Genomic DNA, 18,378 nt, shown 5'->3' on the forward strand with positions numbered 1-18,378 from the left:
GGGTCGCGCGTGGTCGGACGACCACTCCGGCCGGGGCGCGGTACCGCTGCACGGGCACGGGTGGCCCCCGGCCCCGCGGATCCTTTCACCGCGTCGGGACGAGGGCCAACCGTTTTCACCGGGAGGGGTGACGGACCGTCAGATGTGCGTCCTGCAGGCGGAGATCAGCCGATGGCGGCCAGGGTGGCGGTGGCCATGGACTGCTCGCCGGCGGCGTTGGGGTGGAAGGCGGCCGCGCCGCTGGCGAAGAGCGGCTCGAGCCAGCGGGTGCCGGTGGGCTTGCAGGCGTCGTGGCCGATGGAGGGTGTGTAGGTGTCGACGTAGCGGGCGCCGTGGCCGGCGGCCTGGGCGGCGATCACCGCGTTGAGGTGCTTCTCGGTGTCGCGCAGCCAGGGGGCGTCGCCCTTGGCGATGGAGACGGTGGAGAAGCAGTTGGTGCCGTTGTCGGGAAGGATCGCCGGGTAGCCGGTGACCAGGACGGTGGCCCGGGGCGAGCGTTGGCGGATGCCGTCCAGGGTGGCGGCGATCTTGCTGGCCGTCGCGTCGATCTTCGCGGACAGTTGGTCGACGCCGGACTTGGTGTAACTCGACTTGCAGGGCGCGCCGTTGGCGGAGAACAGCCCGAGGGTGGCGCAGCGCACGATGATGTCGGCGAAGCCGATGTCGTTGCCGCCGATGGTGAGGGTGACCAGGTCGGTGTCGGCGTTGAGGGCGTCGAACTGCGGGCCGCCGGAGCCGCTTTGGGTGGTGGTCATGTGGGCGGTGGTGGCCCCGCCGCAGGTGACGTCGGCCCGGGCGGCCGGGGCCAGCGCGGCGTTCACCAACGACGGGTAGTTGCGGCTGGAGCGGGCGCACGCGGTGTCGATCTGGTCCGGCACGCCGGCGGCGGAGGCGTACGAGTCGCCGAGCGCGACGTAGCGCGCGTAGGAGGTCTGGGCGGCGGCCGGGCTCGCGGCGGTCACCGCGGCACCGGTGAGCGCGGCGGTCAGCGCGAGGGCGGTGAGGGTGGTGCGGGCAGGTGTGGTTCCGGTCGACGGCATGGGGGTGCCTCCGGGAAGGGGTGGGTGGGGGAGAGGTGCTCGCCGGGTGGGCGTGGGGGCGCCGGCGGGAGGCGACTCGCTCTCCCGCCGTTGTTACCAGGCGGTTCTACCGTGCGGTAAGGATGTGGGCCGAGTGACGGGCTGTCAATAAGTTCGACGGTGCGTGGTGGGGAAAGATCTTGCTCGGCGCCGGGGGCGGGCGTCACTATGATCCAGATCTTCGACCGACCGACCGGGGGACACGATGAACATCTTTCGCCGCAGAGAGCGCCGTGACGGCGCGGACGTCCCGCGTGACCAGGCGCTCACGCTGCTGTCCGAGGGGGAGGCCACCCGGCTGCGCGGCTACGTTCGGGAGGCTTTCGCGGCACGTGGCCTGGAGGTGACGGTCGAGGCGGGCCGGGTCACCACGACGCTGGGCTGGGGATGCGGCCTGGGCAATCTCGAGGCGAGGTGCCACGGCGACAACCGCGGCCCCCGGTCCTGGCGGGCGTTGGTGGACGAGCACGTCGATCTGATCGTCCGTTCGGTCGAGCGGCCGAAGGCGGTCCGGTCCCTGCCGCGTGACCAGGCGCTCGCTCAGCTGTACCCGCGCTTCATCCCGAGCGAGCCCGCGAGCCTGAAGGCCTTCGGGTACGGGCCCGCGTCGGTCCCGGAGCTGCTGGAGGTGCTGGCGCTCGACCTGCCGGAGAGCGTCGACATGCTGGGCGCCGACGACCTCGCCGAGCTGGGAGACCCGGCGGAGCTCCGCGAACACGCGCTGCGGAACCTGCGCGCCGTCCGGATCGACCGGCACGAGGTGGTCCGGGGCGACGACGGCAGTCACTTCGACGTCCTGATGGGCGAGTCGTACTTCATCCCGAGCCTCGCCCTGGTCCTGGACGAGGTCGTGGGCCGCTACCAGGACGCCGCGTCACCGCACGGCGTCCTGGTCGCGCTGCCGCACCGGCACCAGCTCGCCTTCCATGTCGTCCGCGACCTGAGCGTGGTCACCTCGTTGCACGCGATGGCCCAGTTCGCCCGGGCCTGCTTCAGCACGGAGCCGGGCGCGGTGAGCCCGTCGGTGTACTGGTGGCACGAGGGCCGCTTCGTCCGGGTCGCCACGCAGGACGGCGCCGGGCTGCCCGTCAAGCTCACCGAGGAGGGCACGGCGGTGCTGGGGCTCGTGGGCGGGTAATGGCGGCGGGGGTCCGCTCATGGTCCGGTGGACCCCGGCGCGGCGCGGCGCAGGGTGCGGATCGCCGGGATCGCGAGCAGTGCCACGCAGCCCGTCAGGCAGGTGCCCGCCGAGACCAGCAGCAGTCGATCGGGGGAGGCCAGCGTGGTGGCCGGTCCCGCCAGGATCTGGCCGAGCGCGATCCCGGACACCGAGCCGGCCAGCTCGTACGCGGTGACCCGGTTGAGCACCGCGGGCGGGGTGTGGGTCTGCACGCTGGTCGCCCACATCACCGACCAGAACGCCCAGGCGCCGCCGCCGAGGACGTGGCACGCCAGCAGCACCGGCAGTCCGGCGCCGAGCGCCACGCAGAGCGGCAGCACGGTGAACAGCGCCATCGCCACCGCACCGGCGGCCAGCGGCCGGGCCGGGCGGAGGCGCAGTGCCAGCAGGCCGCCGAGCACCGTGCCGACGCCGAGGGAGGAGACCGCCAGGCCGTAGGCGTTCGGGCCGAGCCGGGCGCCGACCAGCGCCGAGCTGAGCGGCACCAGCGGGCCGAACAGCAGCACGCCGTAGCCCACCCAGATCAGGATCACCGCCCACATCCAGGTGCGGGAGCGGAACTCGTGCCAGCCCTGGCGCAGCTCGCGGCGGAGTGAACTCCCGTGGGTGCCAGGTGAGATGGGGTCCGCAGGGGCGGGGCGGACGAGTGCCAGGCAGAGGGCGCTGAGCACGAAGGTGGCGCCGTCGATCGCGTACACCGTCCCGGCGCCGGTCAGCGTGATCAGCAGTCCGGCCAGCGCCGGCCCGAGCAGTTGGGCGAGCGCGTCGGCCACCTTGAGGGTGGCGTTGGCCCGTTGGGGCTCGCGGGCGACCAGCGGGACCATCCCGTTCACGCCCGGCTGGAACATCGCGGCGGCCGCACCGGCCAGACCCGCCATGGTCACCAGCAGCCAGAACGGCGGCGGTCCGGCGAAGAACGCGGCCGCCAGCACACCCTGGGTGAGCACCCGGGCAAGGTCCGCGCCGACCATCATCCGGCGCGCGCCGAACCGGTCGGCGAACACCCCGCCGAACAGGACCAGGAGGACGAACGTCCCGGTCCAGGTGCCGAGGACGAAGCCGACCCCGGAGATCCCGTAAAGCGCGCCGACCGCGAGTGCGGCGGCCACCGGCATCATCGCGTCGCCGATCAGCGAGACCGTGCGGGCGGTGAAGTAGAGCGTGAAGTGTCGCTCCCACAAGGTGAGTTGGGTGGTCGGGGAGGTCTGGAGCTGAGTCTGTACGGTGGTCACAAGGTCGATAGTGGTCTGCACCAATCGGTCATCCCAGTGTCCGGAACGACATGATGGGGTACTTTCGCGCCATGACGCCTCGTTCGCTCCCGAAGTCCCGTGCGCCGCACCGGGTCGTGGCACTGCTGCAGCCCCCGCAGTCCACCTTCCCGCTGGCCTGCGCGGCCGAGGTGTTCGGGGACCACAGCCCGGCGAACCCCGTCCGCTACGCCTTCGAGGTCTGCACCGAACACCCCGGCCCGGTGCGCACCCAGGCCGGTTACGACCTGCTGGTGACGGCGGGTCTGGACGCGTTGGAGCACGCGGACACCGTGCTGGTCCCCGGCTGGCAGCAGGCGGCCGGGACCGAGGTTCCGGCGGCGGTGCTCGCGGCGGTCGGCCGGGCGCACCGGCGCGGCGCGCGGATCGTCGGCATCTGCTCGGGCGCCTTCGTGCTCGCCGCCGCCGGGTTGCTGGACGGCCGGCGGGCCGCCACCCACTGGGCCCAGGCCGCCGAACTGGCCGCCCGGTTCCCGCAGGTCCGGGTCGACCCCGCGGTGCTCTACGTGGACCACGGCGACGTCGCCACCAGTGCCGGTTCGGCGGCGGGCGTGGACCTCTGCCTGCACCTGGTGAGCGCCGACCAGGGCGCCGCGTACGCGATGCGGATCGCCCGGCAGATGGTGATGCCGCCGCACCGCGAGGGCTGCCAGCTGCAGTACGCCGAACTGCCCACCTCCGGACCGGTCCCCGACTCGCTGGCCCCGCTGCTGGAGTGGCTGGCCGGGCGGCTGGACCAGCCGGTCAGCGTCGCCGAGATGGCGGTCCGCTCCCAGGTCTCGGCCCGTACGCTGACCCGGCGCTTCACCGAGCAGCTGGGCATCAGCCCCGGCCGCTGGCTGCTGGACCGGCGGATCGCCGCCACCCGAGCCCTGCTGGAGGAGACCGACCTGCCCGTGGAGACCATCGCCCGCCGGGTCGGTCTCTCCTCGGCCGTCAACCTGCGCCGACGCTTCCACGAGGCCCTGCGCACCACGCCCGCCGCGTACCGGCGCGCCTTCCGCGTGAACGAGGCCGGGTAGGGAGCGTCGCGGGTATTCTCCTCCGTGAACGAACAGCCATGAGATTGTTCGTCATCAATCCCATTGTCGGAAAAGGGGTTTGACCATGGCTCAGAAAGTGACCCGGCGGGGATTTCTGGGCAGCGCGGGAGCCGTGGCCTCCACCCTCGGCGGTCTGGCGACCGGCACGCCCGGTGCGGCGGCGGCCACCGACCCGCCGCCCGCGCCGATCGTCCGCGGTGACGGACGGTACGAGACGCTGAGCCAGGGATTCAACCAGCGCTGGACGAGCGACCCGAGCTACATCCAGCTGATCACCGGCGACACGGACGCACTGACCGCCGTCGGCGAGGCGCTGGAGCGCCGGCTGCGCCCCACCGTCCGCAGCGGCGGGCACTGTTACGAGGACTTCGTCGCCAACGACGGTGGCGCCATCCTCGACATCAGCCCGATGAACGGCGTCCGGAAGGGGACCGACAAGTACGGCAACACCGCCTACTGCGTCGAGGCGGGCGCCACCAACTGGGACATGTACACCACGCTGTTCCGCCGGTACGACGTCACCGTCCCCGGCGGCTCCTGCTACTCGGTGGGCGCGGGCGGCCACATCGTCGGCGGGGGCTACGGGCTGCTCTCCCGGCGGCACGGTCTGACGGTGGACCACCTGGTGCAGGTGGACGTCGTCACGCTCCGGAACGGCGGTCCCGAGGTGACCTCGGCGCACCGCGACGATCCGGCGGGGTCGGACACCGCCGAGCTGTTCTGGGCGCACACGGGGGCGGGCGGCGGGAACTTCGGCGTCATCCTGCGCTACTGGTTCGCCGCGGACCTGCCCAAGCCGCCGCCCCGGGTCTGGCTGAGCAGCGTCGCCTGGAAGTGGTCCGAGCTCCGGCAGCGACCCGAGGACCTGACCAGACTCCTGCGGAACTACGGCGAGTTCTTCGCCGCGCACAGTGCCGCCGACGAGCCGACGTACCAGGGCCTGTTCACCCTGCTGAAGCTCACCCACCACAGCAACGACAACGTCGTCCTGCTCGCGCAGTGGGACGGCGAGGAGGTCGGGCCGCTCGACCGCTTCCTCGGTGCGGTCGAGGCCGGGATGCGGACCCGGGCCACCGTGCAGACCGGCAGCGTCGGCGGCCTGTTCCTGCCCTACCCCGACAAACGGCGCCAACTGCCGTGGTTCCAGGCCACCATGACGCTGAACGGATCCGGCGACAACCAGCGCGGCAAGTACAAGTCCGCGTACCACCGCAGGCCGTTCACCGAGCACCAGATCACCGCGATCTGTCACTGGCTGACCCACGACGTACCGGACGTGGACCTGTCGCAGACCCTGCTGCAGGTCGACTCGTACGGCTGCCGGATCAACGCCGTCGCCCCGGCCGACACCGCCGTCCCGCAGCGTGACTCGATCCTCAAGCTCCAGTACCAGACGTACTGGACCAACCCGGCCGACGACCCGGCCCACCTGGGCTTTCTACAGGACTTCTACCGGGACGTGTACCGCGACGCCGGGGGCGTCCCGGGGCTCGACGGTGACACCGACGGCGCGTACGTCAACTACCCCGACACCGATCTCGGCGTCGCCACCGACCCCGACCCGGACTACCCGCGCCTCTACTACAAGGCCGGCTACCCGCGACTCCAGGCGGCCAAGAAGACCTGGGACCCGGAGAACGTCTTCCACCACAAGCAGTCGATCGTTCCGCCCGGGTAGTGGCCCGGCTGACGGTGTGTCGGTTCGCGGACGGGCCCGTATCGGAACCGTGACGTCCGGTTGGCAGCATGGGCCGGATGACCGAGATCACGTTTCCCTGGGCGCGCCGACTGCTGCTGATGGCAGTGCTGGTGGGGGCCCGGTACGTGGCCGTCGACGGCGACCCGGCCGGGCGTCAGGTGGTCAAGCTGTCCATGGCCCGGACCTACTACTACGAGGGGCCGCGCCGTTACCTGATGGACTGATCGCCCGTGGTCAGCCGGGTGTGCAACGCACCGTCGGTGGGGCCGAGTTGACGGGTGGCCAGCCAGGCGGCCGCGCCCGCGGTGTTGCCCGCGTGGGTGAGCGGGGCGTCGGGCCAGCGGCCGGCGATGCGGGCGCGCACTTCGGCGCTGAGCGGGGAGTCCGGTGCGAGCACACCGCCCGCCAGCACCACCGGGAGCTCGGAGTGCGGTGCGCGGACGGTGGCGAGCGAGTCGAGCAGGTGGTCGGCCGCGCGTTCGACCAGCCGGCGGGCCTGCGGGTCGCCTGCGGTGGCCGCCGTCAGGACGAGCGGGGCGAGCCGGGCCAGCCGGACGGGGGCGTCGGCGTGTGCGGCGGCGATGACGGCGGAGCGGGCCCGGGGGCCGGGCGGGTGCGGGCCGGCCAGGGTGCGGACCACCTGGGCGGCGAGGCCGTCGAGTTCGCCCCGGTCGTTGGCGGCGAGGGCGGTCTCGACGGCCGCGCGGCCGAGCCAGTAGCCGGAGCCCCGGTCGCCGAGCAGCCAGCCGTGGCCGTCGGCGGTCCGGACGGGCCGGAAGTCGCGGCAGTGGGCCGCCGCCGCGCCGGTGCCGCTGAGCAGGACCGACCCGGCCGGGCCGAAGGTGCCTGCGGCGTAGGCGAGTTCGAGATCGCTGACCAGGCGCGGGGTGATCAGGAGTCCGGCAGCCGACCAGACCCGGTCGAGGGCGGTGGCGACGATCAGCCCGCCGGCCAGGCCGATCACGCCGGCCGTGACCCTGGCCGGATCGACCTCGGCCAGGGCGGCCCGCAGGGTGTCCAGGATGCGCTGGGCGGCGGCGGTCTCGCCGTGCGCGACCGGGTTGCCGCCCGCACCCTCCGCACCGGCGAGGACCCGGCCGTCCAGGTCGGCGAGCAGCACCCGGGTGGTGGAGCCGCCGACGTCCAGGCCGAGCACCAGCGGCGCGCCGGTCACGCGGTACGGCGGATGCGGCCGGCGTAGCGTGCCTCCAGCACCCGGTTGTGTTCGTCACCGCCGGGAATGTTGGCCGACAGGTAGACGGGCGGGACGCCGCCGGCGGCCTCGATCCGCGCGATCACCTCGGCGACGATCTGCTGGGCGAGCAGGGCGGCGGTGATCGAGGAGATGCCGCAGGCCCGGCCGCCGCCGCTCATCGGCAGCACGGCGTCGCCGTAGGGCGCCCCGTTGTCCAGCGCGACGTCGGCCAGGTCGCGCAGCCGCAGGCCGGACGGGTGCTTGGGCTCGACGCGGGCGGTGTGCTCGGCGGAGGTGATGGCGATCAGCGGGTGGCCGTTCTCCTTGGCCAGCCGGGCGAGTTCGACCACGCAGCCGTTCACGCCGGAGTTCGAGGCGAGCACGAAGACGTCGGCCGGGTGCGGCGCCGCGAGCTCGTACAGCAGGGCGGCGGAGTCGGTGCCGCGCTCCAACTCGGGCCCCGCCAGGGCCTCCAGCGGCCGCCCGCCGTAGAGCACCACGTCGCGCAGGGCGATCCGGTTGCTGGGGACCAGCCCGCCGGCCCGGCCCGCGATCTCCATGGCGAGCGCCTCGGAGTGACCGGTGCCGAACGCCTGCACGATGCCGTCGGCGGCCAGCGCCGCGACGATCAACTCGGCGGCCCCGACCACCCCTTCGGCCTGTTCCTTGCTGACGCGGTCGATGGCGGCGTGGGCCGCGGCCGCGAACTCCGCCGCTGACGGTGTGGGCACCTGGACCTCCTCGTTGGGCGATGTGCTCGGTGTGCTGCCCAACTATGGGGCCGGGTACACCTGCTGCCAACGAGTGGACTAGACCATCCGGGGCTTCGTGGGAGTGGATCCGGTACCAGGAGTCGGGCCCGTCGGCGGACCTGTCACACTGATCGACATGACCCCCGACCGTCGCAGCCTCGGGCTGCCCGCATTCTCCGAGCCCGCCACCGACGCGCCCGTCCCGGCGCCGAGCAGTGGCCACCGGTTGCCCCCCGTCGAGCAGGGCGCCGACTTCCGGCAGCCGCCCGGCGAGGAGGCCGTCGTGCCACGTCCGGCCCGCCGACCGCTCGCCGTGGGCGGCCTGACCTTCTCCGACCCGGACTCCGGTACCGCGAGCTGACCGTACGGTCGCCCAGGGCCGCCGTAGGGCCGCCCTCGGGCCGTCAGCTGGGCGACCGCCGGGCCCGCAGGTACTCGCGGCCCAGCAGTCGGAGCGCGGCGAACTTGCCAGGACTCGCCGGCCGGCGCAGCAGAGCCGCGCCGGCGGAGCGCGCGGCGGCGCTGGTGAGCTCGTCCACGCGGACCAGGCACCGGACCATCGGCCGGTGGGCGGCCGGTACGAGGCCGATGACTGCCCGGCCCGCCGTCAGGGTGCGGTCCACCCGGTCCAGTTGGTCGGTCAACAGCGCCAGCACGGCCGGCCCGGTCCTGGCCTGCTCCAGATCGGTCCGGGTGACGCCGTGCTCGGCCAAGGTCTGCGCCGGGAGGGTCAGCCGGCCGTCCGCCAGGTCCTCGGCGAGGTCGTTGACGAAGTCCAGCCGCTGGCCGGCGTCGATGAACGTCCGGCAGGCCGCCCGGTAGGCGGTCTGGTCACCGTCCGGGCCGAGCAGGGTGGCCACGACCATGAAGGCGGGCAGCGAGTACCCGTCCACGTAGCGCTGGTAGTCGTCCTCGGTGGCGAACCCGGCGAACTCGAGATCCGCGGTCGCGGCGGCGAGGTAGTCCACGACACGGTCTCGCAGCCCGGGGTGCGCCTCGACGCTGTGCAGCAGCGGCCGGATCTCCGGGTTGTCGGAACGCCCGGCGGCGAGACTCTCGGAGACCTTCCGCTCCCAGCGGGCGGACGCCGCCCGGCGGTCGGCCGCGGGGCCGCTGTCGAGCAGGGTGTCGGTGCGGTGCATGAACGCCGCAGCCGCGATCACGTGCGGGACCAGCGCGGCGGGCAGCAGCAGGCCGGTGGCCACCGCGACCTCCCGCTTGTACGCGGCGACCTGCTGCCGCTGCCGTCCGTAGTCCGCCCGCAGTCCGGGGTCGTGCACCCCGGCCGCGTCCAGCGCCCGTTCCCACCTGCCCACTCGGTCCACCGATCCTCTCGCCCGAGGCACCGAGCCTAATCCGCGGCTGCTGGACGACCTGCTCCCGGGGGCATGCCGTCCGAGGACTGACGGTTCGTCGGAGGTGTTCATTCGGACGGGTGAAACCGTGGGCGGGTCCCCCATCTCCCCTGACCGGAGCGGGAGATCATCGACTGCCGTGGCCCCGTCACCCGGGGCTCGGTCGGCGCGCCCACGCGTGCGCCGTGGCACGAGCCGGAGGACTGGCAACGATGGCAACAGGCACTGTGAAGTGGTTCAACGCGGAGAAGGGCTACGGCTTCGCCAGCCAGGACGACGGAGGCCCGGACGTGTTCGTGCACTTCTCGGCGATCCAGAGCGGTGGATACCGGAGCCTGGAGGAGAACCAGCGGGTGGAGTTCGAGATCACCCAGGGCCCGAAGGGCCCGCAGGCGGAAATGCTCCGGGTCCTGGAGGACTGAACCCTCCCCACGCGAGCGGCAGCCGGCCGCCCGCACCTCGTCGCGTGCCCCGCCCGGTGCGGGGCCCGGCCTTTCTCAGCAGGTCGCGCGGGGACACGCTGTCGGCCTGTCTGGGCGACGGCGCCCGGCTGTTCGTCGTTCCGTCAACGGTGCTGATCCTGGTGTTCGCGATCCTCGACTACCCCACGGGTACAGGGGATAGTTGCTCAGCGGGTGCGACGACGCGCGAGGACGACTGTGCCGGTGCCGAGCAGTACCGCGCCGGTGCCGAGGGCCGTGAGCAGCGGGGTGTCGTCGGAGGAACCCGTGCTGGCCAACCGACCGGCGACCGGAAGCGAGACCCGGTCCGGTGCCGGGACGGGAGAAGCGGAGGCGCTGGGATGGGTTGCCGGCACCGGACGGGGCGAACTCCCGCCCGAGACCGGCGGGGTTCCTGCGGGTACGACCTTGAAGTCCCACCGGTAAGCGGCGCCGTGGCCGCACTTGCCCTCCACACCCAGCGAGTAGCCGACGGTGAAGAAATAGGCGCTCGCGGCGGGCGCCCCGTTCTCGACCCGGATCCGCATCCGGGCGTCCACGTACTCACCGGCCCGCAGATCCCTCGCCCCGGCGAACAGACCGTAGTTGGCGATCTCCTTGGGAGCCTTCTTCCACGTCTGGTCGGCGACGTCGAACCACTGGAGGGTCAGCAGGAGTTGGTCAACGTCTGTGACGCCGTCGCTGCGCACCACACCCAGATCGATGTTCAGGTCGACCTGAGCCAGCGTCCGGTCGGAGATGTTGGTGGCCCGGTAGCCGAACTCGTGCCAGCCCGAGCCCGCGACGATGGTGCCGGGAAGGCCGCGCAGCTCGGACCGGACGGAGTTCTCCCCGAACGGGTACTCCCGGCACTCCTTGCCCGGCGACGGCCGGGGCAGGTCGCCCACCGCGCCCGGAGTGTGCGACGGCTCCGGCGAAGCGCTCGGCGAAGTGGAAGTGCCAGCGGACGCGCTCGGCAGGGCAGAAGTACTCGCCGACGCGCTCGGGGCGGACGATGCGGCCGCCTCTCCTGCCGCGTCCGTACTCGCCGAGGCGGAGGCGCTCGCCGAGGCGCCCGTAGCACTGTCACCGTCCACGGCCTGGGCCTGCGTGCCGCCCACAAGGGCCACCGAGCCGAGCGCGGCCGCGACCACCGCGGTCGCCCTCATCCGACGAAGCTTCATCTGCACTGTTCCCCCAAGAGTTACAGGTTCCCAGGATGAGAGCCCACGGCAGCCCGATCACCTCGCGACCGGGCTGTACCGAGGGAGAGTGTAGGCACCCGAACTGAACACTCCCGACACCGGGGCTCGGGTATCGTCCCTGGCCAGAGGTGGTGAGGCCGAGCCATCGCAGGACAACGCCGTCCAGCATCCGAGGAATCGCCAGCCTGGCGACCTCCGTACCTGAATTGGTTTGCAGCCGTCCCGCAGTCCGCGTTGATACTTCGGCATGAGCAGAATCGCGCAGGTGATCGTGCTGGCCCAGTACGCGGACAAGGTGATGGACCCGCTGACCCGACCGGACGACTCACGCAGCTGGGAAGGTCAGTTCGAGCAGCTCGCCATGTTCGCGGACGGGTGGATGATCGAGTTCACCCGGGTTCGCCCGAGGTCGGGCTTGCTGCGGCACTTGGAGTCCCTGGAGTGGCCGCATCCGGCGAGCGTGCAGGTGCTGATCCATGACGAGGAGGACGACTGCTTCGGATTGTGGATGATGCGGGACGGGGTGCTGGTCGAGGTGCCGCTCCCTGGCCACCGGCGTCTGCATCCTCCAGCGCCGGCAACGGATGAGTTCCCGCCCCAGCCCGGCCTGCTGTGGCGGACGGAAACGACCGTGCCATCCGGATTCTCGACGGAGCGTCAGGACCAGCGCCCCGCCTGGTAGAGCTCGTTCAGCTACTAAGAGGTCGCGCGGATAGGCGGCATGCAGGTCGGCCGACAGAGAGAGCAGGCACAGGTTCCGTGATCACAGAGTTGTGACGCTCTGTGACTCATCAAGGAGCCTTGTGCCTGCGCTGCCATGGTTCATGAGGCGCACAGGAATCGCGAGGTGATCCGCCCCGGATGGTGAACCGCCGAAACTCGGATGCGGGCGCCGCTCTTGCCTGCCATTCTCGGGCCCATGCGTACGTTCGAAGAGCTCGTGGAGGAAGGCGAGGCCGTCCCCACTGCGGGGTGGGACTTCTCCTGGTTCGCCGGTCGCGCCAGCGAGCAGCGGCCGTCCTGGGGGTACGCGAGGCTGCTTGCCGAGCGGATGGCGAAGGCCGCGGCCGGACTCGACATCCAGACGGGCGGCGGCGAGGTGCTGGCCTCGATCCCCATCGCCCCGCCGCTGCTGGCGGCGACGGAGTCCTGGCCCCCGAACGTCGAGATCGCCCGCCGCACCCTGGCGAAGTTCGACGCGACCGTCGTCGAGACCGAGGACGCGGCCGACCTGCCCTTCGCGGAGGAGTCGTTCGACCTGGTGGTCAGTCGGCATCCCGTGGTGACCCGCTGGGACGAGGTGCGAAGGGTGCTGCGTCCGAACGGCGTGTACCTGGCCCAACAGGTCGGCTCCGGCTCGGTGCGCGAACTGACCGAGTTTATGATGGGACCTCAGCCGCTAATGTCGCGGCCTATGCCGGTGACCACCACCTACGCCGGTACGAGCCCGATCGCGGCGGTGGCCGCCGCGGAGGCGGTGGGTCTGGACGTCGTCGACGTGCGCCAGGAAGCCCTCCGGATGGAGTTCCATGACATCGCGGCGGTGGTCCACTTCCTACGCAAGGTGATCTGGATCGTCCCCGGCTTCACGGTGGACGCCTACCGTGACCGCCTGGCGGAGCTCCACTCCTTCATTGAGCGCCATGGTCCGTTCGTGGCTTACTCGCAGCGCTTCCTTATCGAGGCGCACTGGCGGAGGTAGCGAGAGCGTCCGGACCGGTTGCTCGAGGTCCGCGGCTGTGCTGGTCGCCCGTACCCACACGGGAGGTCACGTCAAGAAGCGGTTTGCGATCCCTGACCGGCTGATTAGCCGTTAAGCAGCCACTCGGACAGGGGGCTGCTCATGGTCGGCGTCGGGGGCGTGTGTCCCAGCGGTGGGTGGTCCAGGCCCGGCGGATCAGGCTACGGACGGTGATGATCGTGTCGGCGAGGTCGAAGAAGGCTTCGATGACGCTGGTGCGGCGTTCGTAGCAGCGGGCGAGGCGGTGGAAGGCGTTCTGCCAGGCGTGGGTGCGCTCGACGTGCCACCGCTGGCTTGCCTGGATGGGCGCCTTCTTGCCCTTGTGCGCGATGCGGCCGTGCAGGTGGCGGGCGGCGAGTTCGGTGCGGGTCTTGTCCGAGTCGTAACCGGCGTCCAGGTGCACGGTGACGTCGTCGGGCAGCGGCCCGAGGTCGTCCAGCAGGTCCAGGGTCGGGGCGAGCAGTGGGGAGTCGTGTCGGTTCGTTCCGGCCAGGACCCTGCCCAGCGGAATGCCGTAACCATCCGTCATGCCCGAGCGTTTCAATCCCTGTTTGCCGCGGTCGACGGGTGAGCGCCCGGCGACCTCGCCGCCGCCGGGGGCCTTGGTGATGGAGCCGTCGACGGCGATCTGGTCGAGCACGAGTCCGACGATCCGGTCGTAGGACTCCAGCGCGATCTGCTTGAGCCGGGCGAAGATGCCGAGCCGGATCCACTCATCGCGGCGGTTGCGGATCGTGGTCGCGGAACAGGTGGTGTCGGCGATCGCCTGGTAGGAGCAGCCGAAGCGCAGCAGTTGCAGCAGCTTGTCGAAGACGATCCGGTTGCTGATGCGGGGGCGGTGGCAGCCCAGCGGATGGGCGGGATCGACCGTCGGGTGCTCGGGCAGCAGCGCCGCGAATTGGTCCCAGAGCGGGTCGGTCAGCCATGATGGCAGGACGGGCACAGGTCCCCCAGTGGTCACAGAGCGTCGTAACTCCATGATCACCGGGGCCTGTGCCCGCCTTGCTGCCGGCGTCCAGGGCACCGCCTATCTGCGCGAGCTCTAAGACGCCAGTTCTTTTGGTCGGACGCCTCCGAGTCAGCGGTCGTTCGCGGGCTCAGTGCACTCTTTCAGGATGGCGGCGAAGGTGATGCTGGCGGACTCGGCTGGGAAGACCCGAGGGGCCATGGGCGCCGTCCGGTGACGTGATCACGTAGTGGTGAGCGACGTAGGAGAGACCTCCCCAGCGTTCTCGGTTGTGGGCGCGCATCAGGACCTGGCTGCATCTCGTGCAGGCGATCCACGGGACGAGGACGACGCCGACCGGGTCCTGGCCGAACCCACCCGCCGGCTTCTCGATACCGCCGCCGTGTTCAAGTACCTTCAGATGGGCTGGCAGGTTATCTCCACAGCATTGGAGGATCCGGGGCGTAAGTGTCTCCCCCTCGCCCCATATTTCCGCGAGTACGGAGATCTGCGCCCTGACCGTCTCGCTGATCGGTACTTGATGGGCGAGGATCCCGGAGACGAGCAGGCCGAGCCCCGCCTCCTGCTCCCCGATGCTCCAGCAGTCCCGGACCTCTTGGGCCTCGGCCTCCGGTAGCAGGGCGGTGAGCTGGTTCCAGACAACGACGTCATCGGTCACCCGTCCGACGCTACCGGCTGATGCTGACGCCCAGACGCCGGAGGCAGATGAGCCATCAGGGAGACGGTCACCGCGACATCTGATGGGCTGACCATCAGCGCGGACGCAACGATCGACGACGACAAGCCAGAACTGGCCCAAGGCAACCAGGCGTACCTGCTGGAGCTGCCAGACGCCGTCGCTACGACCGTACCGGCATTTCGACGCTTGGCGACTACGTCCAACAGCTCGTGAAGGCCGCCCCCCGGGCTGGTGGCCGACGCTGTCGCACAATCCCGCGCCGGACGTTAACGACACGCTGAGCACCGGGAGTTGGTGCGGGCCGCCGAGGCTCAGAAGAAGCGGCCGAGGGTGTCCTGCCAGAGAGCCAGGGTCTGGGCGAGCTGGGTGGAGGCGCCGGCCGCGCCGGTGATGGCGGCCATGGCCAGGCGGGCCCGGCTGAGTGCGCGGGGACGGTCCGGTTCGGCGGCTGCCTCGGCGACGTCGGCGACGTGGTCGAGGAGTTCGGCGCGCCGCTCCGCGAGTGCGGGGTCCTGCTGGATGGCCTGGGTGAGTTCCTGGATGGCGGTCGCGGTCTCGCCCTGTCCGTCACGGTCGAGGGTGCCGATGGTCACGCCGATGCTCCGGATCGTCTCGGCCACCGCGAAACTGCTGTTCGTCACCTGACTGTTGATGGCGCCCACGTTGCCGTAGACGGTGACCGGTGCCCGTTGCGGGCCCTGGCCCGACGCTTCGATGTGGTCCGGCATCTGCTGCTCCACTTTCTCGAGATACTCCAGGCCGAGCGTCAGACAGGCGTCGGCCAGCGCCGTCGGGTGGGGTACGACCCGCCCCTCGCAGAACCGGAGCCCCCCGGTCACCAGTCGCAGGCGATCGCCTACCTCATCATTCGTCAGGCCGCGATCGAGGACCGCAGCAGTCGCCGCGACCCACGCCCGGATGGCGGGCACGACCTGCTCCCCGGCAGCCGCTGCGCTCCGGAGCGCCTGCCCGGCCGTGAGCTGTTCCGCGATCTCCTCGCACAGCGCGCGGCCGACTATGCCGTCCCTGAGACGTCCGTGCCGGGGCGGGTCCCGTTCCTCGGGCACGTCGATGAGCGGTCGCACGATCGTCAGCCCGGAGTACAACGCGGCCATCCACTGGGCACGCTGGAGAGCGGTGGTCAGCGCGGTGTCGAAGTACCGGCGGGAGGTGACGACACCGTCCTCCACCCACCGGAGGCGCTGCTGGTCCACGGCCGACAGGGCAAAGAGCCACGCCTCTGGCGGCGAGCCCTGGTACGTGTACGTGACCCCGGCGTTGGGGAGGGGTGACTGGCTGCCGAGCGCCCACCGGCAGGCTCGCCGGAGCGCGTTCAGGGCGTCCGGCTTCGGTCTGCCCAGCAGGTTGGTGCCGTTCTCACGCCACGGGCCGAGGTACTCGACGACTTCCCTGGCCTCACGCCCGAGGTCCGCCAGCTGCTCGTACGACCGCCGACAGGCCAGCTCGTCGTTCTGCTCGATGACCCGCCTGGCCGCTTCCCTCGCCCCCGCCTCCATGCCCGCCATGGTCCACTGCTTCGCCTGCGGCTGACAATAGCGCCGCGCTGATTCGGAGCTGAACTCGTGGTCGGTAGGCGAGACTTCGCTCTCCCCACGACTGACTGACGTCCCGTCAGCGGCGGAGCACCGTGAACCCCTCGGCGGTGTAGGCCAGGTGGAAGTCGGTCGCCGTGGCCAGTACGGCCGCCGGGGCCCGGCCGGACGAGATGGTCGACCTGGCGGGGCTGGCGTTCGACCTGGTCGAGGAGTACCGCCACCTGCCCCGGACGGCTGGGCTGCGGATCACCTCGGAGGGTGAGGGTCGGGTCGAAGTTGCGGGCAGCGCCCTACAGTTGGAGCGACTGCTGCGGAACCTGCTGGACAACACCTGCCGCCACGCGCACGGCGCGGTGCTGGTTCGGGTGACGGCGGGGAGCGGGAGCGGGTCTTCGAGCGTTATCTGGACAACTTTGAGTTGCGTGGCAGTCAGTTCCTTCGATCAGGTGTCACCCTTCCGAGGACGGTCTCATCGGCGCTTTGCCGTGCAATGCTCGGTGCTCTCATCGGCGAAGACACAGAACTGGCCGATGCTCTCCCGGTAGCTGTCCGGCGTGTGGTGGTGCTCCTTGCGGGGTGGCCCGTCAATCCACTGGTGCCACAGGCCGTCTGGAGCCAGGAACCGAGCTGCTCGATCGGCACCGAGCCTGGTGTCGAGGTGCAGGAGTGCGCCGATGGCGGCTGTCTGGTCGTAGTAGAGGTCGGGGCGTCGCAGGTAGCGATCGAGGTAGGCGGCCAACAGGTCTGCGTCGGCAGAAGTTCCGAAGGTAGCGAGGGCGACGGAGTAGGCCGAGCCTGCGAAGCAGACCTCGCTGGCAAGCAGCAGTTCGCCGAGGCGTTCGCGGAACTCGGTTCTGCGGGCGACGGCGATGAACCAGGCTGCGGTCTTACGCTCGCGCCACCCGCCCTCAAGCAGGACGGTCAGCTCACGTGGGGTGATGTCGGCGGCAGCCTCGCCGAGCGCCCGTGCGAACTTGGCACGTTCAGGCCCGGTCATGCGACCGAGGCTGCCGCCGAGTTTGAGGTAGCGCCGGTCGGGCGTGACGTAGCGGTGGACGAGAGCTTGCAGCTCAGGATCCTCGTGGACGTAGCGCATGGCCGCATCCTGCCCTGTGCAAAGCTCTCTGACCAGTGCATTTCTCGGCTGCCCCGTTCACTCGGCGGGCTCGTCGTGCGGTTCGCCGAGGTGGTCGATCTGTGGGAGGGGCGGGCACTGGCGGCACTGAACGCCTACGTGATGACCGTCTCGTTTGCAGACCGCCACCCGGCGCTGTCCATAAGAGATGTCCTCCAGTTGCAGCCCCAGCACTTCGCCTGGACGAAGCCCGCCCTCCCACATCAACTCCAGCAATGCCAGGTCTCGACGGGTCCGCAGCTCGTCGACGAGCGCTCGGTAGACGCCTGCCGGCATCGGCCGCGGGACCGGTTCCACCGTCTTGACTCGCAGGACACGGCGTACCGGCTGCTGTCGTCGCGCATTCGCCAGCGGCGGCCGGTACCGGTCCGGTACTCGTGCCGCGGCCTGGTCGACCTTCTTGACGACCGGGTTGTCCCGGCCGGTGTACCGCTCACTGGCGATCAGGAACTCGTAGAACGGCGACACCGCGGCGAGTACCCGGTTGACGTCTTCGGCGACAGCAGCCGGCCCCCGCTCCTCGCGACGCCAAGCTCGAGGCGCTGCGCGCGCCGAGACGACGACACCAGCCGCAGCCACTCCAGAAACTCCATCGCCCTCGCCGGCGTGAACTCGGCTGCTGTGATACCGCGTTCCTCGCAGAACAGGTACAGCTTCAGGAGGTCGTACGCGTAGGCGCGGACAGTGTCCCTCGAGTACGCCCGCACGGCCAATAACCGCAGGAAGTCATCGACTTCGACCACCGGCTCACCAGCTGTATCCATCAGCCGCACCTGCGGCTGACCGGCCGCAGCGTCGGGCACCTTCATTACTCGCACGGCCGGAACCATACGCACCCCGTGCGGCCGGCACCGTCGCTGAATCAGGTGATCTGTCCAGATAACTTCGTGTTCACCCGCCTCGACGACGCCCGCACCCGCGCGGTCGGCGGCTCCGGGCTTGGCCTGGCCATAGCGCGGGAGATCGCCACCGCCCACGGCGGAGCCCTGGCGGTCGAGCCGAGCGATGCCAGTGCGCTGCTCACCGCCCGTATTCCGTCCGGGAGTTGAGCAGCGCACCGGCATCGCCCTGGTGGACGGGG

The 18,378-nt window shown here is 71.0% G+C and carries 22 protein-coding genes; 9 read left to right on the forward strand and 13 right to left on the reverse strand.

The window, feature by feature from the left end; all coding sequences use genetic code 11:
• Positions 1-164 precede the first annotated feature (164 nt).
• Entirely contained in the window at positions 165-1,040 is an 876-nt protein-coding gene (locus F4556_RS35750) for an SGNH/GDSL hydrolase family protein (protein WP_184923667.1), read from the reverse strand.
• Positions 1,041-1,284: 244 nt separating this feature from the next.
• On the opposite strand from F4556_RS35750, the gene F4556_RS35755 reads away from it, so the two are divergent.
• Positions 1,285-2,217, forward strand: coding sequence for a DUF1444 domain-containing protein (locus tag F4556_RS35755; RefSeq protein WP_184923669.1), 933 nt, complete (start codon positions 1,285-1,287; stop codon positions 2,215-2,217).
• Positions 2,218-2,234: 17 nt separating this feature from the next.
• On the opposite strand, the gene F4556_RS35760 is transcribed toward F4556_RS35755, so the two are convergent.
• Positions 2,235-3,491, reverse strand: coding sequence for an MFS transporter (locus tag F4556_RS35760; protein ID WP_313069092.1), 1,257 nt, complete (start codon positions 3,489-3,491; stop codon positions 2,235-2,237).
• A gap of 71 nt (positions 3,492-3,562) precedes the next feature.
• On the opposite strand from F4556_RS35760, the gene F4556_RS35765 reads away from it, so the two are divergent.
• The 3 genes from F4556_RS35765 (at position 3,563) to F4556_RS35775 (ending at position 6,496) form a co-directional block, all read left to right on the forward strand.
• Entirely contained in the window at positions 3,563-4,552 is a 990-nt protein-coding gene (locus F4556_RS35765; protein WP_184923673.1) for a GlxA family transcriptional regulator, read from the forward strand.
• An 85-nt stretch (positions 4,553-4,637) separates the two neighbouring features.
• Positions 4,638-6,251 (forward strand): FAD-binding oxidoreductase, encoded by a 1,614-nt coding sequence (locus F4556_RS35770; RefSeq protein ID WP_184923675.1) that lies wholly within the window; start codon positions 4,638-4,640, stop codon positions 6,249-6,251.
• 77 nt (positions 6,252-6,328) lie between these two features.
• Entirely contained in the window at positions 6,329-6,496 is a 168-nt protein-coding gene (locus tag F4556_RS35775) for a hypothetical protein (RefSeq protein WP_184923677.1), read from the forward strand.
• Here the strand turns inward: F4556_RS35775 and F4556_RS35780 are convergent.
• Positions 6,481-7,446 (reverse strand): N-acetylglucosamine kinase, encoded by a 966-nt coding sequence (locus tag F4556_RS35780; RefSeq protein WP_221503781.1) that lies wholly within the window; start codon positions 7,444-7,446, stop codon positions 6,481-6,483. The two genes, F4556_RS35775 and F4556_RS35780, sit on opposite strands and share 16 nt — an antisense overlap.
• Positions 7,443-8,198 carry a sugar isomerase domain-containing protein gene (locus tag F4556_RS35785; protein ID WP_184923679.1) on the reverse strand — a complete coding sequence of 252 codons (756 nt, stop codon included), beginning with the start codon at positions 8,196-8,198 and terminating at the stop codon, positions 7,443-7,445. Before F4556_RS35785 ends, F4556_RS35780 begins: the two co-directional genes overlap by 4 nt.
• A 157-nt stretch (positions 8,199-8,355) precedes the next feature.
• Between F4556_RS35785 and F4556_RS35790 the strand changes: the two genes are divergently transcribed.
• Entirely contained in the window at positions 8,356-8,580 is a 225-nt protein-coding gene (locus F4556_RS35790) for a hypothetical protein (RefSeq protein WP_184923681.1), read from the forward strand.
• Positions 8,581-8,623: 43 nt separating this feature from the next.
• Here the strand turns inward: F4556_RS35790 and F4556_RS35795 are convergent, their stop codons facing one another.
• Positions 8,624-9,535 (reverse strand): phytoene/squalene synthase family protein, encoded by a 912-nt coding sequence (locus F4556_RS35795; protein WP_313069094.1) that lies wholly within the window; start codon positions 9,533-9,535, stop codon positions 8,624-8,626.
• Positions 9,536-9,786: 251 nt separating this feature from the next.
• Between F4556_RS35795 and F4556_RS35800 the strand changes: the two genes are divergently transcribed.
• Complete coding sequence (locus F4556_RS35800; RefSeq protein ID WP_184923685.1) at positions 9,787-9,996, forward strand: cold-shock protein; 210 nt, start codon at positions 9,787-9,789, stop codon at positions 9,994-9,996.
• Positions 9,997-10,202: 206 nt separating this feature from the next.
• On the opposite strand, the gene F4556_RS35805 is transcribed toward F4556_RS35800, so the two are convergent.
• A complete protein-coding gene (locus tag F4556_RS35805) occupies positions 10,203-11,183 on the reverse strand; it encodes an LPXTG cell wall anchor domain-containing protein (RefSeq protein ID WP_184923687.1) in 981 nt (326 codons plus the stop codon).
• A gap of 283 nt (positions 11,184-11,466) precedes the next feature.
• Here F4556_RS35805 and F4556_RS35810 point away from each other — a divergent pair, with 283 nt between their 5' ends.
• Both F4556_RS35810 and F4556_RS35815 read left to right on the forward strand, forming a co-directional pair.
• Entirely contained in the window at positions 11,467-11,901 is a 435-nt protein-coding gene (locus tag F4556_RS35810) for a hypothetical protein (protein WP_184923689.1), read from the forward strand.
• 237 nt (positions 11,902-12,138) lie between these two features.
• Positions 12,139-12,921 (forward strand): class I SAM-dependent methyltransferase, encoded by a 783-nt coding sequence (locus F4556_RS35815; RefSeq protein ID WP_184923691.1) that lies wholly within the window; start codon positions 12,139-12,141, stop codon positions 12,919-12,921.
• 139 nt (positions 12,922-13,060) lie between these two features.
• Here the strand turns inward: F4556_RS35815 and F4556_RS35820 are convergent, their stop codons facing one another.
• The 7 genes from F4556_RS35820 to F4556_RS35850 form a co-directional block, all read right to left on the reverse strand.
• Positions 13,061-13,903, reverse strand: a complete 843-nt coding sequence (locus tag F4556_RS35820) for an IS5 family transposase (protein WP_184923693.1) — start codon at positions 13,901-13,903, stop codon at positions 13,061-13,063.
• 154 nt (positions 13,904-14,057) lie between these two features.
• Positions 14,058-14,585, reverse strand: coding sequence for a hypothetical protein (locus F4556_RS35825; RefSeq protein WP_184923695.1), 528 nt, complete (start codon positions 14,583-14,585; stop codon positions 14,058-14,060).
• Between the two features lie 332 nt (positions 14,586-14,917).
• Positions 14,918-16,132, reverse strand: coding sequence for a hypothetical protein (locus F4556_RS35830; protein ID WP_184923697.1), 1,215 nt, complete (start codon positions 16,130-16,132; stop codon positions 14,918-14,920).
• A gap of 106 nt (positions 16,133-16,238) precedes the next feature.
• Positions 16,239-16,412 (reverse strand): hypothetical protein, encoded by a 174-nt coding sequence (locus F4556_RS35835; protein WP_184923699.1) that lies wholly within the window; start codon positions 16,410-16,412, stop codon positions 16,239-16,241.
• A gap of 219 nt (positions 16,413-16,631) precedes the next feature.
• Positions 16,632-17,258, reverse strand: a complete 627-nt coding sequence (locus F4556_RS35840; RefSeq protein ID WP_184923701.1) for a DUF6000 family protein — start codon at positions 17,256-17,258, stop codon at positions 16,632-16,634.
• Between the two features lie 57 nt (positions 17,259-17,315).
• Entirely contained in the window at positions 17,316-17,765 is a 450-nt protein-coding gene (locus F4556_RS35845; protein WP_184923703.1) for a site-specific integrase, read from the reverse strand.
• Positions 17,741-18,106 (reverse strand): site-specific integrase, encoded by a 366-nt coding sequence (locus tag F4556_RS35850; RefSeq protein WP_246512017.1) that lies wholly within the window; start codon positions 18,104-18,106, stop codon positions 17,741-17,743. Before F4556_RS35850 ends, F4556_RS35845 begins: the two co-directional genes overlap by 25 nt.
• Before the next feature lie 78 nt (positions 18,107-18,184).
• Here F4556_RS35850 and F4556_RS35855 point away from each other — a divergent pair, with 78 nt between their 5' ends.
• On the forward strand, positions 18,185-18,346 hold the full coding sequence (locus tag F4556_RS35855; RefSeq protein ID WP_281403680.1) for an ATP-binding protein: 162 nt from the start codon (positions 18,185-18,187) through the stop codon (positions 18,344-18,346).
• Positions 18,347-18,378: the final 32 nt, after the last annotated feature.

The organism is Kitasatospora gansuensis (genome assembly GCF_014203705.1).
Classification (GTDB): domain Bacteria; phylum Actinomycetota; class Actinomycetes; order Streptomycetales; family Streptomycetaceae; genus Kitasatospora; species Kitasatospora gansuensis.